Origin of the sequence: Halomonas sp. CnH100-B (assembly GCF_024124605.1) — a bacterium.
Lineage (GTDB): Bacteria > Pseudomonadota > Gammaproteobacteria > Pseudomonadales > Halomonadaceae > Vreelandella.
This window is the reverse complement of sequence record NZ_JAMXRX010000002.1, coordinates 621510-637606: the sequence shown is the minus strand read 5'-3', so window position 1 is coordinate 637606 and position 16097 is coordinate 621510. Positions and strand designations below refer to the sequence as shown.

General features: G+C 59.9%; 8 protein-coding genes. 1 reads left to right on the top strand and 7 read right to left on the bottom strand.

What is annotated here, in order from left to right:
- Nucleotides 1–73: 73 nt before the first annotated feature.
- The 4 genes from hrpA to NH398_RS06550 all read right to left on the bottom strand — a co-directional run bounded on the left by hrpA (nucleotide 74) and on the right by NH398_RS06550 (nucleotide 7257).
- Nucleotides 74–3985: an ATP-dependent RNA helicase HrpA gene (gene hrpA, locus NH398_RS06565; RefSeq protein WP_253017398.1), complete on the bottom strand. Its 3912-nt coding sequence runs from the start codon at nucleotides 3983–3985 to the stop codon at nucleotides 74–76.
- Between the two features lie 203 nt (nucleotides 3986–4188).
- Nucleotides 4189–5862, bottom strand: a complete 1674-nt coding sequence (locus NH398_RS06560; protein ID WP_159341731.1) for an AMP-binding protein — start codon at nucleotides 5860–5862, stop codon at nucleotides 4189–4191.
- 150 nt (nucleotides 5863–6012) lie between these two features.
- On the bottom strand, nucleotides 6013–6807 hold the full coding sequence (locus NH398_RS06555; RefSeq protein ID WP_253017336.1) for a class II glutamine amidotransferase: 795 nt from the start codon (nucleotides 6805–6807) through the stop codon (nucleotides 6013–6015).
- 27 nt (nucleotides 6808–6834) lie between these two features.
- The gene (locus NH398_RS06550; protein ID WP_253017334.1) at nucleotides 6835–7257 is read right to left on the bottom strand and encodes a hypothetical protein; all 423 of its coding nucleotides are present in this window, start codon (nucleotides 7255–7257) and stop codon (nucleotides 6835–6837) included.
- A gap of 62 nt (nucleotides 7258–7319) precedes the next feature.
- Here NH398_RS06550 and NH398_RS06545 point away from each other — a divergent pair, with 62 nt between their 5' ends.
- On the top strand, nucleotides 7320–9386 hold the full coding sequence (locus tag NH398_RS06545) for a prolyl oligopeptidase family serine peptidase (protein ID WP_253017332.1): 2067 nt from the start codon (nucleotides 7320–7322) through the stop codon (nucleotides 9384–9386).
- Here NH398_RS06545 and NH398_RS06540 read toward each other — a convergent pair.
- Genes NH398_RS06540 through NH398_RS06530 form a run of 3 tightly spaced genes read right to left on the bottom strand, consistent with a single transcriptional unit; the run spans nucleotide 9358 to nucleotide 16002 of the window.
- A complete protein-coding gene (locus NH398_RS06540) occupies nucleotides 9358–9948 on the bottom strand; it encodes a biliverdin-producing heme oxygenase (RefSeq protein WP_253017330.1) in 591 nt (196 codons plus the stop codon). The genes NH398_RS06545 and NH398_RS06540 overlap by 29 nt on opposite strands.
- Nucleotides 9949–9958: 10 nt before the next feature.
- Nucleotides 9959–11449, bottom strand: coding sequence for a GAF domain-containing protein (locus NH398_RS06535; protein WP_253017328.1), 1491 nt, complete (start codon nucleotides 11447–11449; stop codon nucleotides 9959–9961).
- Nucleotides 11446–16002, bottom strand: a complete 4557-nt coding sequence (locus NH398_RS06530) for an EAL domain-containing protein (protein WP_253017326.1) — start codon at nucleotides 16000–16002, stop codon at nucleotides 11446–11448. The genes NH398_RS06535 and NH398_RS06530 overlap by 4 nt, the downstream gene beginning before the upstream one ends.
- Nucleotides 16003–16097: the final 95 nt, after the last annotated feature.

The window sequence follows — 16097 nt, the reverse complement described above, 5'->3', positions numbered from 1 at the left end:
CCATCAACGAATGTCTTGCAGGCGTGTCCGTCCTGCTCTAAGGGGCATCGCGCTGTGCGATGCACCCAGCGTGTCAAAGACGAGTGATCTCGTCCCAACGTTTTTCCAGGCGCTTCACGGATACCGGCATCTTCGTACCGAGCTGCTGAGCAAACAGCGAAACGCGCAACTCTTGTATCCACCAGCCGAAGGCCACCAGCGCCGGGTCTTCGGCATCGCCGCGTCGCTCGCTGTTACGCCGCGCATCGAAACGTGCTTCGAGCGCTTGGATATCCTGCATCATCATTTGGTCACGGCCGCGTTCGCGTGCCGCCTTTTCAAGCCGGATCAGCGCTGCCTCGGTATAGCGCGGATACTCATCGAGCCACTCCCCGGCATCGCGAATGAAGCCAGGATAGACCAAGCGCTGCATCTGCGCGCTCACATCGCTATAAACGAGCGCTAGCGCAAAGTTGAGCTTCCCTTTGAGCACTTTGGTCACGGCCAAGTGCCCTTTGAGCGCAGCCTCGACACGCTCTAACAGTAACGTCGCGTGTGGCACCAGCGCCTCGTCGGTGACCTTGAGGCGCTCGGCCAGCTCTCCGGCAGAGCGCGGCAGCGGATCCGTGGCAACCACTTGCGTAAAGACCGCCAGCAGCAAATCATCCACGAGCGCCTGTTTACTACCCACCTTAGCAAAGAGTAACGCGCACTTTTCCACGCCCGGTAAGCGCTTGATCGCTTTGACCTGCTCGGGCCGCTTGGCGATGGCTAACCGGGCAACACCTTGTTGGTGGGCCGCCGTTGCTTTTGCCGGATGGTCGAATAGCGCCACCTTGAAATGATGAGAGTCGGCCACCAGCGCTGGGTAGGCCTCCACGCGGATACCGGCCTGAGTCGTCACCCGCGACTCTGGCAGCGGTGATTCTGGCAACTCGTCCAGCGTGGGCGCTTGGCTTGCCTGATCGGCCAGCGCCTGGGCGCCTGCACTCGCCGCCTCTTCGAAACGCCGCTCCAGCGCACGCACATCGCGTCCTTGGCCTAACGTTTTACCCGCATGATCAACGACCCGCACGTTCATAATGAGGTGCGGCGGCAGCAGATCGAGACGCCAATCATCCGGGTGAACGCGGGTAGCAGTGCGGCGGCGGATAAACTCCCCCAGCGCTTCGGTGAGCGGCCGCTCATCGGGCACCAGCGTCTCCAGCGCGGCATCGACCCAGTCGGGAATGGGCACCACTTGGCGACGAATACTTTTCGGCAGCGATTTCAGCAGCGCAATGCACTTCTCACGCAGCAGCCCCGGCACCAGCCACTCCAACGCATGCACCGGCAGCTGCGGCAGCATGGCGGCGGGCACCGTAAGCGTCACGCCATCATCGTCGGCATCCGGGTCGAAGTGGTAGCTGACCGGATACGCGACGCCAGACAGCGTTAAATGATCCGGATACTGCGCCTGAGTGACGTCATGGGCGTCCCTGGCTTTGAGAGCGTCGATATCGAACTTGAGCAGCTCAGGCTCTTGGCGCTCTGCCTGCTTACGCCAGTGTTCGAAACCCTTGCCATTGACGACATCGGCGGGGATTCGCTCATCGTAGAAGGCAAATAGCGTCTCTTCATCCACCAGAATATCTCGCCGACGGGCGCGATCTTCCAGCGCTTCTACCTCTTCGATCAACGCACGGTTATGGGCGAAGAATTCTCCTTTGGTTTGGAACTCGCCTTCCACCAGCGCTCGACGAATAAACAGCTCCCGCGACTCTTGAGGCGCAATGGGCCCGTAATGAACGCGACGACGCGCCACGATCGGCAGGCCAAACAGGGTGACTTGCTCGAAGGCGACCACCTGAGCACGCTTCATTTCCCAATGAGGCTCGCTGTAGCTGCTTTTCACTAGGTGTTGCGCTTGTGGCTCGATCCACTGCGGGTCGATCTTGGCAACGGTGCGCGCAAACAGCTTGGTGGTTTCAATCAGCTCGAAGGCCATGACCCACTTGGGCGTTTTCTTCGCCAGACCAGAGCCGGGGTGAATCATGAACTTGCGGTTACGCGCTCCGAGGTACTCTCGGTTCTCAAGCAGCGTACCCAAATTGGAGAGCAGGCCAGACAGCAGCGCCTGATGCAGCTTGCCCGACGTTTTGCGTCTGGCCTGTTTGGCCTGCTCTTCGCTCTCGTTCTCATCACGAGGCAACGGCGCGGGTACTTCGATGTCCATATCCCGCAGCAGTTGGCGCAACTGGCGGAGGGTATCGTGCCACTCGCGCATGCGCAGATAGTTAATGTAGTGCTCACGACACCAGCGGCGCAGCTGGTTGCCCGACAGTGCCTCGCGGGCGTTTTCGATGCCGTGCCACAGGTTCAGCAGTGCCACGAAGTCGGAGTCCGGGTCGTGCCAGCGCTGGTGCGCTTGATCGGCGGCCTGACGCTTATCGGCGGGCCGGTCACGGGGGTCTTGAATCGCCAGCGCCGACACCACGATCAGCACATCCCGCAGGCTGCCTCGCTCTGCACCGGCCAACACCATACGAGCCAAACGCGGATCAATGGGCAACTTCGCTAGTTTACGACCCAAACCGCTGAGCTGCTGCTTCTCGTTGACGGCGCCGAGCTCGAACAAAAGCCGGAAACCATCTTTGACGAAACGACCGTCGGGCGGGTCGACGAAGGGGAAGTCTTCGATGCTGCCGAGCTTTAGCGCCAGCATCGACAGGATGACCGACGCAAGGTTGGTGCGCTGAATCTCCGGGTCAGTGAACGCAGGGCGTGACAGAAAATCCTCTTCGTCGTAAAGGCGGATACACACGCCTTCCGCAATCCGCCCACAGCGACCCTTGCGCTGGTTGGCACTGGCCTGACTGACCGGCTCGATGGGCAGCCGCTGGATTTTCGCTCGGTAGCTGTAGCGGCTAATGCGTACAAGGCCAGGGTCGATGACATAGCGAATTCCCGGCACGGTGAGTGAGGTTTCAGCCACGTTAGTCGCCAGCACGATACGCCGTCCCCGGTGGGGAGCAAACACCCGGTTCTGCTCCTCGTTAGAGAGGCGCGCGTACAGCGGCAGAATCTCGGTGCCCTTTAAATCCGCGCGGCGCAGCGTATCGGCGGTTTCGCGGATCTCCCGCTCGCCGGGTAGAAACACCAGCACATCGCGGGGGCCATGCAGCCAGCCTTTTTCACGCTCGATTGTTTCGATCTCACGCACGGCATGCAAAATCCCCTCCTGCAGCGTGCGGTCATCCTCGTCCTCTTCGCTGCGCACCAGCGGGCGGTAGTGGACATCTACCGGGAACGTGCGGCCAGATACCTCGACCACCGGCGCAGGCGTGTTAGGCGAGCCGAAATGGGCCGCAAAGCGCTCTACGTCGATCGTGGCGGAGGTGATGATGACTTTCAGATCTGGGCGCTTGGGCAGCAGCCGCTTGAGGTAACCCAGCAAGAAATCGATGTTGAGGCTGCGTTCGTGGGCTTCGTCGATGATCAGCGTATCGTAGCGCAGCAGCAGCGGGTCGTGCTGCGTCTTAGCCAGCAGTATGCCGTCGGTCATCAGCTTAACGAGGGTGCTCGGCGAGCTTTGGTCGTTAAAGCGCACCTGATAGCCCACCTGCTCGCCAAGCGGCACGCTTAGCTCTTCCGCCAGCCGCCCCGCGACGCTGCGCGCCGCCAGACGCCGTGGCTGCGTATGGCCAATCAGCCCTTTTCGGCCACGGCCCAGCTCCAGGCACATTTTGGGCAGCTGCGTGGTTTTACCCGAGCCGGTTTCCCCCGCCACCACCACCACCTGGTGGTCACGAATCGCAGTGAGAATATCCTCACGTCGCTCTACCACCGGCAGCTCTGCCGGGTAATCCAGCGTCACGCGGAGGCTTTCCCGCTGGGCCAGCAGTTGCTTGGCTTTGTCGACCTCCCGTTCCACCTCGTTCAAGCCGCGGTCGATCGGTTTGTTCTCTCGCTGCCGACGCCGCAGGCCCGCCACCCGACGCGAGAGCCGCTCCTGATCACGCAGCATCACGTGACCCAGCGACTCCTGGAGCGCTGTGAGTGAAGGGGCGTTGTCTTGTGGGGTATCGATACGGGATGAGTGCGTGTCGGTGGTCACGTTAGGCTCGGTTCCATCTCAGAATAAACGTCGGCCCACTCGTAAGTGGGCCGACCATTGTAACGCTTTCGCGAACGAGACGCCTAACGCCCGCTTGACCGAGTGTTCAACCCTTAGGGCGCAGGGGTCGCTTCCTGGTCGCGCAGTTGGCGACGCAGCACCTTACCGACATTGGTTTTCGGCAGCTCGTCGCGGAACTCGATGTATTTCGGCACTTTATAGGCCGTGAGTTCTTTCTTGCACCAAGCGCGCAGCGTGTCAGCGTCAAGCTGGCTGTTTTTGGAGACCACAAACAGCTTGATGGCTTCGCCCGCGTTTTCATCGGCCACGCCGACGGCCGCCGCTTCCAAGACGTCAGGGTGGGCAGCGACGACATCTTCCACTTCATTGGGATAGACGTTGAAGCCCGACACCAAAATCATGTCTTTTTTACGATCAACGATTTTGATGTAGCCGTCACTCTGGAGCACGGCGATATCGCCGGTATGGAACCAGCCGTTTTCATCAATGGCGTTGCGCGTCTCTTCTTCACGCTGCCAGTACCCTTTCATGACCTGCGGGCCTTGCACGCAAAGTTCGCCCGGCTCGCCAAACGGTACATCGTTACCATCAGCATCGACGACTTTCACCGACGTGCCCGCGACCGGCTTACCAATGGTGCCCAGTTGAATGGCATCGTTGGGGTTGAAGCTGACGATGGGGGACGTTTCGGTCAGGCCGTAGCCCTCGGCGATCGGGCAGCCGGTCGTCTCTTCCCAGCGCTGGGCAGCCGCTTTGGTCAGCGCCATACCGCCTGAAATGGTCAGCTTCAATTTAGAGAAGTCGAGCTGCTTGAAGTCGTCCCGATTACACAGCGCGTTAAACAGCGTGTTGAGACCGATAAACCCCGTGAACGGCAGCCCTTTGAGTTCTTTGACGAAATTGGGCAGATCGCGAGGATTGGTGATCAGCAGCGAGTGGTTGCCGGTTTCCATCAGGAACAGGCAGTTCACGGTAAAGGTGTAAATGTGGTACACGGGCAGCGGTGCGATCACCAGCTCTTCGCCGTCGGTCAGGTGCTCGCCAATCGCTGAGCGCGCTTGAAGCATGTTGGCCACCAGGTTGCGGTGGGTCAGCATCGCCCCTTTGGGCATACCCGTAGTTCCGCCGGTGTACTGCAGCGCCGCGAGATCGTCCATGTTGCGCTCGACCGGCGTGTGTTTCAGCGACGCGCCCTTCTTCAGCGCATCTCGGAAACCGACGGCACTCGGCAGCGAGTACGCAGGCACCATTTTCTTGACGTGCTTCACTACCGCATTGATCAGCCAGCGCTTGGGGGCGTCGTGCAGGTCGGCAAGCTGTGTCACCAACACATGCTTGATGTCCGTTTTATCAAGCACTTTTTCCAGTTTGTCGGCCATATTGGCCAGAATCACGATGGCTTTGGCGTTGGAGTCTTTGAACTGGTGCGCCATCTCCCGCTCGGTATACAGCGGATTGGTGTTGACCACCACCAGTCCTGCCCGTAAGGCACCGAACACCGCCACGGGAAACTGCAAAACGTTCGGCAGCTGAATGGCGATTCTGTCGCCCGGCACCAAGTCGGTTTCATGTTGCAGCCAAGCCGCAAAGTGGGCCGAGAGACGATCAAGGTCGGAAAAGCTCAGCGTTTTGCCCATGCAGGTAAACGCGGGCTTGCTGTTAAAGCGCGAGACGGCCGAGTGAAAAACGTCCGTAATAGAGTGGTAGTGTTCCAACCCCTCAAGCGCTGGCCCGCTCAAAATAGGGGTGTTGGCGTGTTCGCTCATGGGCTATCTCCGCTATCCGTGTCGATGTGAGACCGACCTTGTTATTGTGGTGTGGTTGTATAAAGAGATTAAACGCCAACGATATACGACGTTTATGATACTGTAAAACGATCGATTGAAACTTGCGTTTCAACTTTAGCTTATGCCCTGTCATGCGGGTTTAGGGGTTGGACAGTATCGCGCGTTGATTTCTCCTTCTCGCCATACCAATAGTTCCCCCGGCTCCATACGCTGCCACGCCTCGTTTTGGGTCAGCGGCTCGGTAGCAATCACCGACACGATATCGTTGGGCGTCGTATGCTCGATGAAGTTGACCGTCATCTCTGCATCGGATAGCTCCGCCTCACCAAAGGGGGCGCGCCGAGTGATATGCGCCAACTTGGTGGAGCAGTAGCTATAAAGATAGACGCCGTCGGAGAGGAGTAAATTAAACACTCCCAGGCCTCTCAGCTGTTCACACAGTGCGTGAAGCATTTCCCATAGCGCCTCCGGTGCAGCCGGTGGGGTAGGAAACGCACTGCGCAGTTCGCCCATGATCCAACAAAACGCGTGCTCACTATCGGTGTTGCCAACGGGGGTATAGACCCCTAAAGGTAGCGTCTGCCAGTCGCTGAGTTGACCATTGTGAGCATAACACCAGGGCCGCCCCCACATTTCACGGGTAAACGGGTGCGTGTTGGCCAGTCGCACGCCGCCCACGTTGGCTTGGCGAATGTGGCTGATGACGACGTTGGATTTGATCGGATACTCACAAATCAAGCGGGCAATCGGCGAATCCACGGAGGGGTGAGGGTCTCTAAATTCACGATAGCCGCCCTCTTCATAAAAGGCGATGCCCCAGCCATCGCGGTGAGGACCAGTGCCCCCACCGCGATGCAAGAAGCCAGAGAAACTGAAGCAGATATCGGTTGGCACATTGGCGCTCATGCCCAACAGTTCACACATGGGCCCACTCCTTGGCAGTCCCTCGCATTAGCGGATGACCGGTTCGCGGCGACGCGTGGGCTGAGGCTCCTCCTCCGCTTGGCGACGCGGCGTGGGCTCGACGGCAGACGGACGGCGTCGCCACCACAGCGCAATGCCGATGCCGGCGCCGAGCGCCACGCCCAATACGGCCCACAGCAGGCCGTTACGCATGGCGCTGGCGCTGTGCTCGAAGAAGCCAACGGCGGCGACCATCGCCGAAGGTGCCCAGCCGGTGTAGAACTCACCCTCGTCGACCAGCGGTAAGCGGTAGTTGGCCGGCATCCACATGGCCCCCGCCACGCACCACGTCATCACTAATCTTGGTAGGCGCGGCAAAAAGGACAGCGCAAAATAGACCGCCAGCAGGACCAGCAGTGAAAGACCGTAATAACTGAACCACAGCAGTGACATTGAGTCTGCAAACAGCATAATACTCCTCATGTGGGTGGAAGCACCCGACGTTGATTTCCCGTTATGGTACCTATCAATTTATGAAAGCACAGCCTGGTATGCACGAAGGCTCGCCCGTAGCGCGCTATTATCGCGCCGATGCCCCTGAATGGCACTGGTTAGAAAATCGCGATAGCGCTGAGGTCAGCGATTTCATCGCGGCGGCCAACCAGCAGCATGCCGACTGGTTTGCTCCTCTCTCGCCCCTGGCGGACACGCTCTACCGCTCGCATTTGGCACGCAGAGAGTTAGCGGTCAAGAGTCTAGAGACAGCGCTTGACCACTTTACGTTCTGGAGCGAGACCGGCGCGGAAGATGATTACCCCTGCTGGTGGCGTCACCCCAACGGCCAGCCTGAGCAAAAAACCTGTTTTCTCGACGTCCGCGAGCGCGCCGCTGACCAGCCCTTCTTTGACATGGGGGACATGGCACTCTCCCCCGACGAGCAGTGGTTGGCCTGGACGGAGGATACTCAGGGCGACGAGCGCTTTACGCTATGGTTGAAAGCCTTGCCCAGCGGAACGCCCCGCCAGCTACTCAGTGATATCGGCCCCAGCGTTTGTTGGGCGGAAGATCAGCGCGCAGAGGGGGCCACGCTACTGTTCACTCGCTTCGATGACACTCAGCGCCCGGATAGCTTATGGCGGCTATGGGTAGCATTTGACGAGGAAGAGAAACAGCCAGCCCCTGAAGTGATCTATCGCGAAGCCGATGCCGAATTCTGGGTCGGCGTGGGCAAAACGCGCTCAAAAGCGTGGTTAATGATCGAGACGGGCTCGAAAGAGACCACGGAAGTGCTCGCCCTCCCTGCCGATCAGCCCAGCGCCCAGCCCATGTGCTTGCATGCTCGCCAACCGGGCGTCGAGGTGAGCATCGACCATCGGCCAGGCACGTTTTACCGCCTACATAATCAGACAGGCCCCCACTTTCAACTGGATATGCGCGCCGAAGGCGATAACGCTAGTTGGCTACCGCTGATTGCGCATCGCGATGACGCAACGCTGGAGGGGGTCGATGCGTTTGAGTGGGGCTTGATACTCGCTGAGCGAAGCCATCAGGATGCGCAGGTACTGCTGCGACGTTTGGAGCTGGATAGTCATCACCAAACGCTGCTTGATAGCTACATTGACCTGCCCGAAACGCCCTGTTCACAGCTGCTGGAAGACTCGCCACACTTTAACGCGCGCACGCTGCACCTGCGCGAAGAGTCGTTTACCCGCCCTCCGAGCTGGTATGCCTTAAACCTAGATAACGGTGTACGCACGCTCTTAAAACAGGTGCCCGTTCATGGCAGCCTCGCCCCAGAGCAGCTAGTCAGCCGCCGAGTCTGGGCCACCAGCCATGATGGCGAGCAGGTCCCAGTCTCGGTCGTCATGCGAGCAGATTTGGCAGGCCAGCCACTGCCCACCCTGTTATACGGCTACGGCGCCTACGGAGAAGCGCTGGACCCCTGGTTTTCGATTGCCCGACTGGAGCTTCTGGAGCGCGGCGTCGCGTTTGCCGTGGCCCATGTGCGGGGCGGCGGCGAGCGCGGCGAACCGTGGTACTTGAAAGGCAAAATGGCCCACAAAGAGAACAGCTTTCACGACTTTTTAGCCGCCCGTGACGCCCTTGTCACCGCCAATATCAGTCAGCCTGAGCGAATGGTCGCCTATGGTGCCAGCGCCGGTGGGCTACTGGTGGGCACGTGCCTCAACCGCGCCCCCGAGGCGTTCTGTGCCGCCGTGCTGGATGTCCCTTTTCTGGATGTGCTGCGCACCATGCAAAACCCAGAGCTGCCGCTCACCACCGCCGAGTACACGGAGTGGGGAAACCCGGAAGCGCCAGAGGTCGCCCAGCGTATCGCGGGCTACTCGCCTATCGACAACATCCAACCGCGCCACTACCCAGCGCTGTGGATCGAAGGCAGCTGGTTCGATACCCGGGTGAGCTACTGGGAGCCTGCCAAGTTCTACGCCCGTGTCACGCAAGCACAGCAAGGAGACGCGCCCATTCTGCTGCATACCGACATGAGCAGTGGTCATGGCGGCGCTTCGGGAAGGTTCAAAGCCTGGCGAGATGCCGCGCGCCAGGATGCGTTCATTCTATGGGCGCTGGGGTTGGTGTAACGGGGTCGGCGGGCAGCGCCGCTGTGAGTGCTTGGATGAACTCGCCGAAGGCCTGCCGAGCGCCTCTCACGGCGTCAGGCCATGCGTGCTCAGGACACGCAACCTCTGCATAGTGCCAAAAGGCAGCCCAGGCGTGGGGAGTCAGCGGCATGTCGGTAAAAAAACGGCATGGCACCTGCTCCCCCAGCATGCGCTGAGCATGGCGCCCTATAAAGTGGCCGCCCAGCCGCGAGCCTTCCAGCACGTAGAGCATGCCTACCCGCTCATACGTATTGGCAGGCGCGGTGAACGCCCACGCTGAAGGCACTGTTTGGCCCAGCCGCCTGATGTCATGGCGCAGCAGCGGCTCACGCAGGGTCAATGCGTAGTGGCCTGGGTCACCACCCACCGTATGAGTCAGCGCCCGCTCTAGCCCGGCAATGGCGGGATAGAGCGCGGCAAGCCCGACGCCGTAGCGTGCCATGTCCAGCTGGGGGCTCAGCAGCGACGCCAGCGCCGGGTGATGATCGACGCGGTGATGGTCGGCTTTCGTTGCCTGCCGGAGCCGCCGGGCCAGTGTCATGGGCGCTGCCTCACTCGCCATCGTGACGCCAGGGCATGCTTTTGGCCTGCTGAAGAAGCGCACGCAGCTTCAATAGATAAAGGCGGGTACTGGCCGTCCAAGGGCGGCTGTGGCCCAAGCGCTGCTCGACCCATGCTTCGAAGGAGCGACGCGGCGAGACCACGCTCCCCCCATCACGGTAGTCCACTGGCTTATCGGGATTGCCCCCCCACGTGACGTCGTAAATATGCTCCACACGACACAAGTAGAGATTGACAGTGTGGTGCTGATCAAGAGGGAGATCGCTGATCAAAGCGACGCCAGCCACCTCACTGAGCGGCATGCCAGGACAGTCACGCTGCAGAGAGTCGCTGAGCCAAACATGGGTAGCCTCGGCCGCTGCCTGCTGCGCCACCATGCTCATGACGTGAGGCGTCAAGCCCACACCGTGCTGGTAGTACTCCTCGCCCATCTGCAACATCACCCCATCCGCAGCGAAGGTCTCCATGAGCCAGTCACTCAACTCTTCCCAAGCGCTTTCCAGCTCGCCGTGCCGCATCAGCACCGTTTTGGCGTGGTCAAAATGGCGCTGAAGACCGTCGATCACCTGCTGGCGCCGCCGCGCCTTGAAGTCACGTAGGCGAAGGTTAAAGCCCTCGCTCAGAGCACGCATGGAATCCAACTGGCTGACCGTGAGCTGCTTGGGCGCTGCGGCGTGGCAGGAGATCAACGCATCCAGCTCCCCGCCTTGAATAATCGGTAGCGAAATAGCGCCGCCCACGCCCATGTTGGCCATGTACTCCAAATGCACCGGCGAAGCGCTGCGCAAATCGACGAAGCTTAAATCGGGTGTGGCATCGGCCTGCGCCGCGTAAATCGGCACAGGGGCAGCGGTGGCATCAGGAATCGTGCGCCAAGGGTTTTTCAAATAGAGCTGACGCGCAATGTAGGGAATATCGCTGGCTGGAAAACGCAGTCCTTGATAGCTGCCCGTCACGCCTTCGCGACTCGCCTCGGCCAGCACTTCCCCATCGCCCTCCGGCATGAAGCGGTAGTACAGCACCCGATCAAAGCCACTGAGCGCCAGCAAGTTCTCCATCAACGTCTGACACTGGGTCGCCAGCTCCTCCCCACTCTCGGGCACGGCAGCCACATGGCTGCTGGCCGCCATCGGCGCGGCATGGGCATCGACAGGGTACAGCTCGTAGATCCAACCGTTGCCGTGATGGCTGGTGACCACCACATCGAACTCCTGTTTAGGCGTATCGCACTGGCCAATATAACGCTCGCCTGGGCCGAGTTCAGGCAGCGCAGCGGTCACATCGTGCAGACAATCCGGCAGCGGCTGACCGAGTCCGACAGGAGGCTCGACGTCGCTCAACAGGGTCTCGGCGTTGGCCGAGCAGTGAGATACCACGCCTTGGGCATCGGCGATCAGCAGTACGCCATGCGGCTGAATGGCGCCTGAGAGGTGCAGCTCCTCCTGCTCACACTGATGGATAAAGCCACGGGGTTGGGTCATGACAAGGCATCCTGGGAGGGGTCGTCGTTAGAAGAGGCGCTGGCGCCGATCAATGTCGTAAATTCGGTCAGCGGTAGCGGCATCGAAAGCAGGTAACCTTGAACAAAGTCACAGCCATTTTCAATCAACCACGTTAATTGTGCCGACGTTTCCACCCCTTCTCCTACGGTGCGAATCCCCAAGGCCTTGGCCATCCCCAAAATAGCCAGCGCAATGGCTTGATCCCCCTCATCGTTGCCACCCAAACCGTCCACGAAGCTCTTATCGATTTTTAGCTCGGCCAGCGGCAGCCGCTTCAAATAGGCCAGCGACGAGTAGCCGGTACCGAAATCATCCACCGCCAGCTTGATGCCCGCTTCGCGCAGTTTTTCAATGTTACCCAGCGCCGAGCTAGACCGGTCCACCAGCGTGCTTTCGGTAATTTCTACCTGAACCAGTGAGTAAGGCACTCGGTACTGCTTCAAGCAGCTGAACAGGTGCGTGATGAAGCGCTCTTCCTGAAAGCTGCGCGCCGACACGTTCATGGCGATCGGCGGCGGCGTCAGCCCCTCGTCACGCCACTTGGCCAGTTGGCGGATCAACTGCAAAGCTACGTAGCGGTCCAACTCCAGAATCAGTCCGGTCGCCTCGGCCACCGGGATGAAGTCGGCGGGACTGACCTGCCCCAAATGGGGATCCGTCCAGCGAAGCAGCGCTTCCGCCCCGCATAGCGGGCCCTGGTCGACGCAGACGAACTTCGGCTGATACACCAGCTGCAAACGGCCGCGCTCCATGCCCTCACGCAGCGCATGCTCGATAGCGACATCGCGCATCAAGCGCGCCTGCAACTCGGGTTTGAACAGCTCGAAGCGGTCACGGCCGTTCTCTTTGGCTCGGTACATTGCCGTATCGGCGGCTTTGGTGAGCCCTGCCACGTCGTCACCATCGTCCGGACAGAACGCCAGCCCAATACTGGACGTCACGAACAGCGCATGGCGGCGTACTTCGAAGGGTTTGGAAAGCGCCTCAACAATACGCTTGGCGACCTGCTCGGCACCTTCGATAGAGGTATCCACGAGGATGATCGTGAACTCGTCGCCTCCCAGTCGGGCAACGGTGTCCATATCGCGTACCAACTCTTTGAGCCGGTTGGCCACTTGGATGAGAAGCTCATCCCCCACGTCATGCCCCAAGGTATCGTTGATACTCTTGAAGTTATCTAAATCCAAAAACATCAGCGCGCTGAGTTGCTCGCTGCGTTTGGCATGGGCAATCGCCACTTGCAGCCGGTCCTGAAACAGCGTGCGATTGGGCAAACCGGTCAGCGCATCGTGAGTGGCCAGATACTCAGCCTGGCGCTGAGACTCCTTGATATGCGTAATATCCGAAAAGACCGCCACACACAGCCCATCGTCTTGGCTGTCCGGGGCGATCATGTTGAGCGTTAGCCACTGGGAAAACAGTGTGCCGTCTCGGCGCTTGTTGAACACCTCGCCTTGCCAGTAACCGTGCTGTTTGACGATCTCCCACAGCACGTAGCAGGTGTCTGGCGTCTGCCCCCCGCCCTGGTTTTCGTCTTCGCAATACAGCAAAGGCAGCGCTGGCTGTCCCTCGACGGCGCTGGCGGGGTACCCGGTAATACGGCTAAAGGCGTTGTTGACCGATTGAATGTCACCGAGCGCATTGATCACGACGATGGCCTCGCCCGCTTGTTCAAACACTTTGGAGGCGACCAGCATGTCTCGCTCGGCGTGTTTGCGCGCGGTGATGTCTTCGGATTCGGTCAAGATGAGGTAGGGGTGACCCTGCTCGTCGCGTAGCACCTGATGCACACAGGAAAGGATCCGCGTAGTGCCGTGCTCGCTGGGCAGCGTGTGCTCGGCCTCCACGATCCGCTGAAAACGCACCGCGTCCATGTCCCTCGCCCATACCGAGCCCGCGTAAACGTCGGGAAACACCTCGAACACGTTGCGGCCGATCAGTTGCTCTTGGGTGAGACCAAAGGCAGTGAGAAACTGCGGGTTGGCAAAGGTATAGCGCCCGTTGAGGTCTTTCAGCGCAATCATTACCGTGCTGTTTTCCATCAGCGCCTGCATTTGCGCCTGGGACTGCCGGAGCTTCGCTTGCACCTGACTGAGGTCGGTCACGTCCATCAGCGTCACCACGAGCAGCTCCACCTCCCCTTGCTGGTTCACGCCGGGGGTGATCAGTCGCTGTAGTAACCGCCCCTCTAGCTCGACGACGTTCTCCACCGGCGAGGCCTGTCGAGAGACGTTTGTCAGCGCCTCTTCCAGGTCGTTGAAGACGGAGGGTAGACGTAGCCCCGACACATGGCGCAATAGCGCCGTTGGGCGGACGCTGAACGAGCGCGCGGCGGGGGCGTTATAGCGTTTGAGACACAGCTCGCTATCGAACACCATGAGCGGAAAATCGAGCGCGTCGTAGAGGTAGGTATACTCATCGTTGAGCTTGGTCAATTCGCCCGTTTTGACGTTGAGCTCTTCGTTTAGGCTGATCAGCTCTTCGTTGGTCGCTTGGAGCTCCTCGTTAGAGGCCTCTAATTCCTCGTTCGTAGCCTGAAGCTCCTCGTTGGAGGCCTGAGCTTCTTCGTTGAGCGACTGCATCTCCTCATTGGCGGTCGCCAACTCTTCGATGAGTGATTGAAGATGTTCCCGGGTGGCTTCTAATTCATCTTCCAAACTATCGGCACCACCGAGCAGAGGTGGCTCCATCAACTGATCGAGCGGCAGGCTGGCAGGCTTTTCGATCTCAGCCAGTGGTGCCAACACGATCAGGATACGCCGGTCGTCCTCCTGTTCGGTGAGCCCGCGCACGCTGAGCCGCATCCACTCGTCGTCAAATCGTCGACGCCGCCCCACCTGGGGCTCCCGCTGCTTGTTGAACTGGTGCAGTAGCGACATCAGCTCGCCGCGAAAAGGATCGATCATGACATCCTGAATGCCCACCTGGGTGCGCCCGGCGGGAAAACGCAAGAACCGCTTCACGTCGCCCGCCGTGTGCTGCACGTTGCCTTGCGCATCACACAAGGCCACGGTAGCGCCCATGTGCGCTACCAGTGCATCCAGCAGCTGCTGCATATCGCGGTCTCTGCGCTTTAGAGGAGAGTTCGTCCGCCTAGAGGTCGGTGCGTTATCCAGCACGTCGCGACTTTCGCCCTGCTTGGCAAACAGCCGTTCACGTCGATCGATAGGCGTGAACAGCGCCTCGGAGTGGCCAATGCTCTCAGAGCGCCCCAGAAACAGCGCGCCCTTGACTTTGAGACCGAAATGAAACCGCTGCAGAACTTTAGACTGGAGCTCATTATCGAAATAGATCAAAACGTTACGACAAGTAATCAGGTTCAAGCGCAAAAACGGCGGGTCATCGACCAAATTGTGCTTGGCAAACACGATCATGTCGCGCAGCGTTTTATTCACTTCATAGAAGTGTTCATGGGCCGTAAAGTAGCGCGCCAACAGCGGTTGGGGTAACGCCTCCAACGCGGCCCCTAGGTAGCGCCCACGCCGGGCGATTTCCAACGCTTCCTCGTCGATATCCGTGGCAAAGACTTGCACCACCGCCTCGCTATCGAGCACACGTTTCGACTCGGCCACCAACAGTGCGATGGAGTAAGCCTCCTCGCCAGTGGCACAGCCCGCCACCCAGATGCGCAGCGGCCCCTTATCGACTTGCTCCACCATGGGATGGATGACTTTCTTGAGCGCGTCAAAGGCACTGGCATCGCGAAAAAAGGCGGTGACGGAGATGAGAATATCGCGCCCAAGCTGCTCCAACTCAGCGGGGTCCTGCTCCACCAGCGCGACGTACTGCTGCATGTCGGCGACCTGGGTCGCCACCATACGGCGGCGAATCCGACGGCTGAGAGTGCCCGGTTTATAGCCTGAAAAATCGAGCTGGCGACGCTCTTTCAATAGCGTCAGTAAGCGCTGCGGCACCGCGACTTGGTTGCCTTCGAGACTCGCGCACTCCAACCTCGCCAGCTCTGCCAATCGTGGGGCCATCTCTTCGACGTCGAGGATATAATCGATAACCCCAGCATCGATCGCTGATTGGGGCATTCCCTCATACTTGGCGCTGCCGGGCGTTTGCACCATGGTAATGCCACCTGCGGCCAAGATCGCCCGCAGCCCGGCGGTACCGTCAGACCCCGTGCCTGACAGCACGATGCCGACAGAGGCTTCGTGGGCATTACTGGCCAACGAGGAGAAGAAATCGTTCACCGACGGCTTGGGCACCACATGGGGCAATGCCGCCGTGGTGTAAAACACGCCGTCTTTAATCGTGGCATTGGTATTGGCGGGCACGACATAGATCACCCCCGGTTCGGGGCGCTGCAGGTTTTCGAGCCGCGTCACCCTTAGGCGCGTTTCGCGGCTGAGGATATCCACCAGCATGCTCTTGTGGGTAGGGGAGACATGCTGCAGCACGACAAACGCCATGGGCAAAGCAGGATCAAGCGAGCGGATCAATTTCGAAATGGCTTCGAGCCCGCCCGCCGAGGCACCAATACCCACCACAATAGGCGAGAGAGGAGCAGAGGTTGCAGCCGTCATGAGGTTCCCTTACGAATCGATAGGTCTTTTCCCCAGTCTACACAGCTCGATAGCAAAGCTATATGTTCTCGCTCGATAAACTGCCCGCCTGACCG

Bases quoted from the DNA above. Each gene is read 5' to 3' on its own strand.
- hrpA (WP_253017398.1), bottom strand. From the start codon at position 3,985: ATGCTGCGTGATCAGGAGCGGCTCTCGCGTCGGGTGGCGGGCCTGCGG.
- NH398_RS06560 (WP_159341731.1), bottom strand. From the start codon at position 5,862: ATGAGCGAACACGCCAACACCCCTATTTTGAGCGGGCCAGCGCTTGAG.
- NH398_RS06555 (WP_253017336.1), bottom strand. From the start codon at position 6,807: ATGTGTGAACTGTTGGGCATGAGCGCCAATGTGCCAACCGATATCTGC.
- NH398_RS06550 (WP_253017334.1), bottom strand. From the start codon at position 7,257: ATGCTGTTTGCAGACTCAATGTCACTGCTGTGGTTCAGTTATTACGGT.
- NH398_RS06545 (WP_253017332.1), top strand. From the start codon at position 7,320: ATGAAAGCACAGCCTGGTATGCACGAAGGCTCGCCCGTAGCGCGCTAT.
- NH398_RS06540 (WP_253017330.1), bottom strand. From the start codon at position 9,948: ATGACACTGGCCCGGCGGCTCCGGCAGGCAACGAAAGCCGACCATCAC.
- NH398_RS06535 (WP_253017328.1), bottom strand. From the start codon at position 11,449: ATGACCCAACCCCGTGGCTTTATCCATCAGTGTGAGCAGGAGGAGCTG.
- NH398_RS06530 (WP_253017326.1), bottom strand. From the start codon at position 16,002: ATGACGGCTGCAACCTCTGCTCCTCTCTCGCCTATTGTGGTGGGTATT.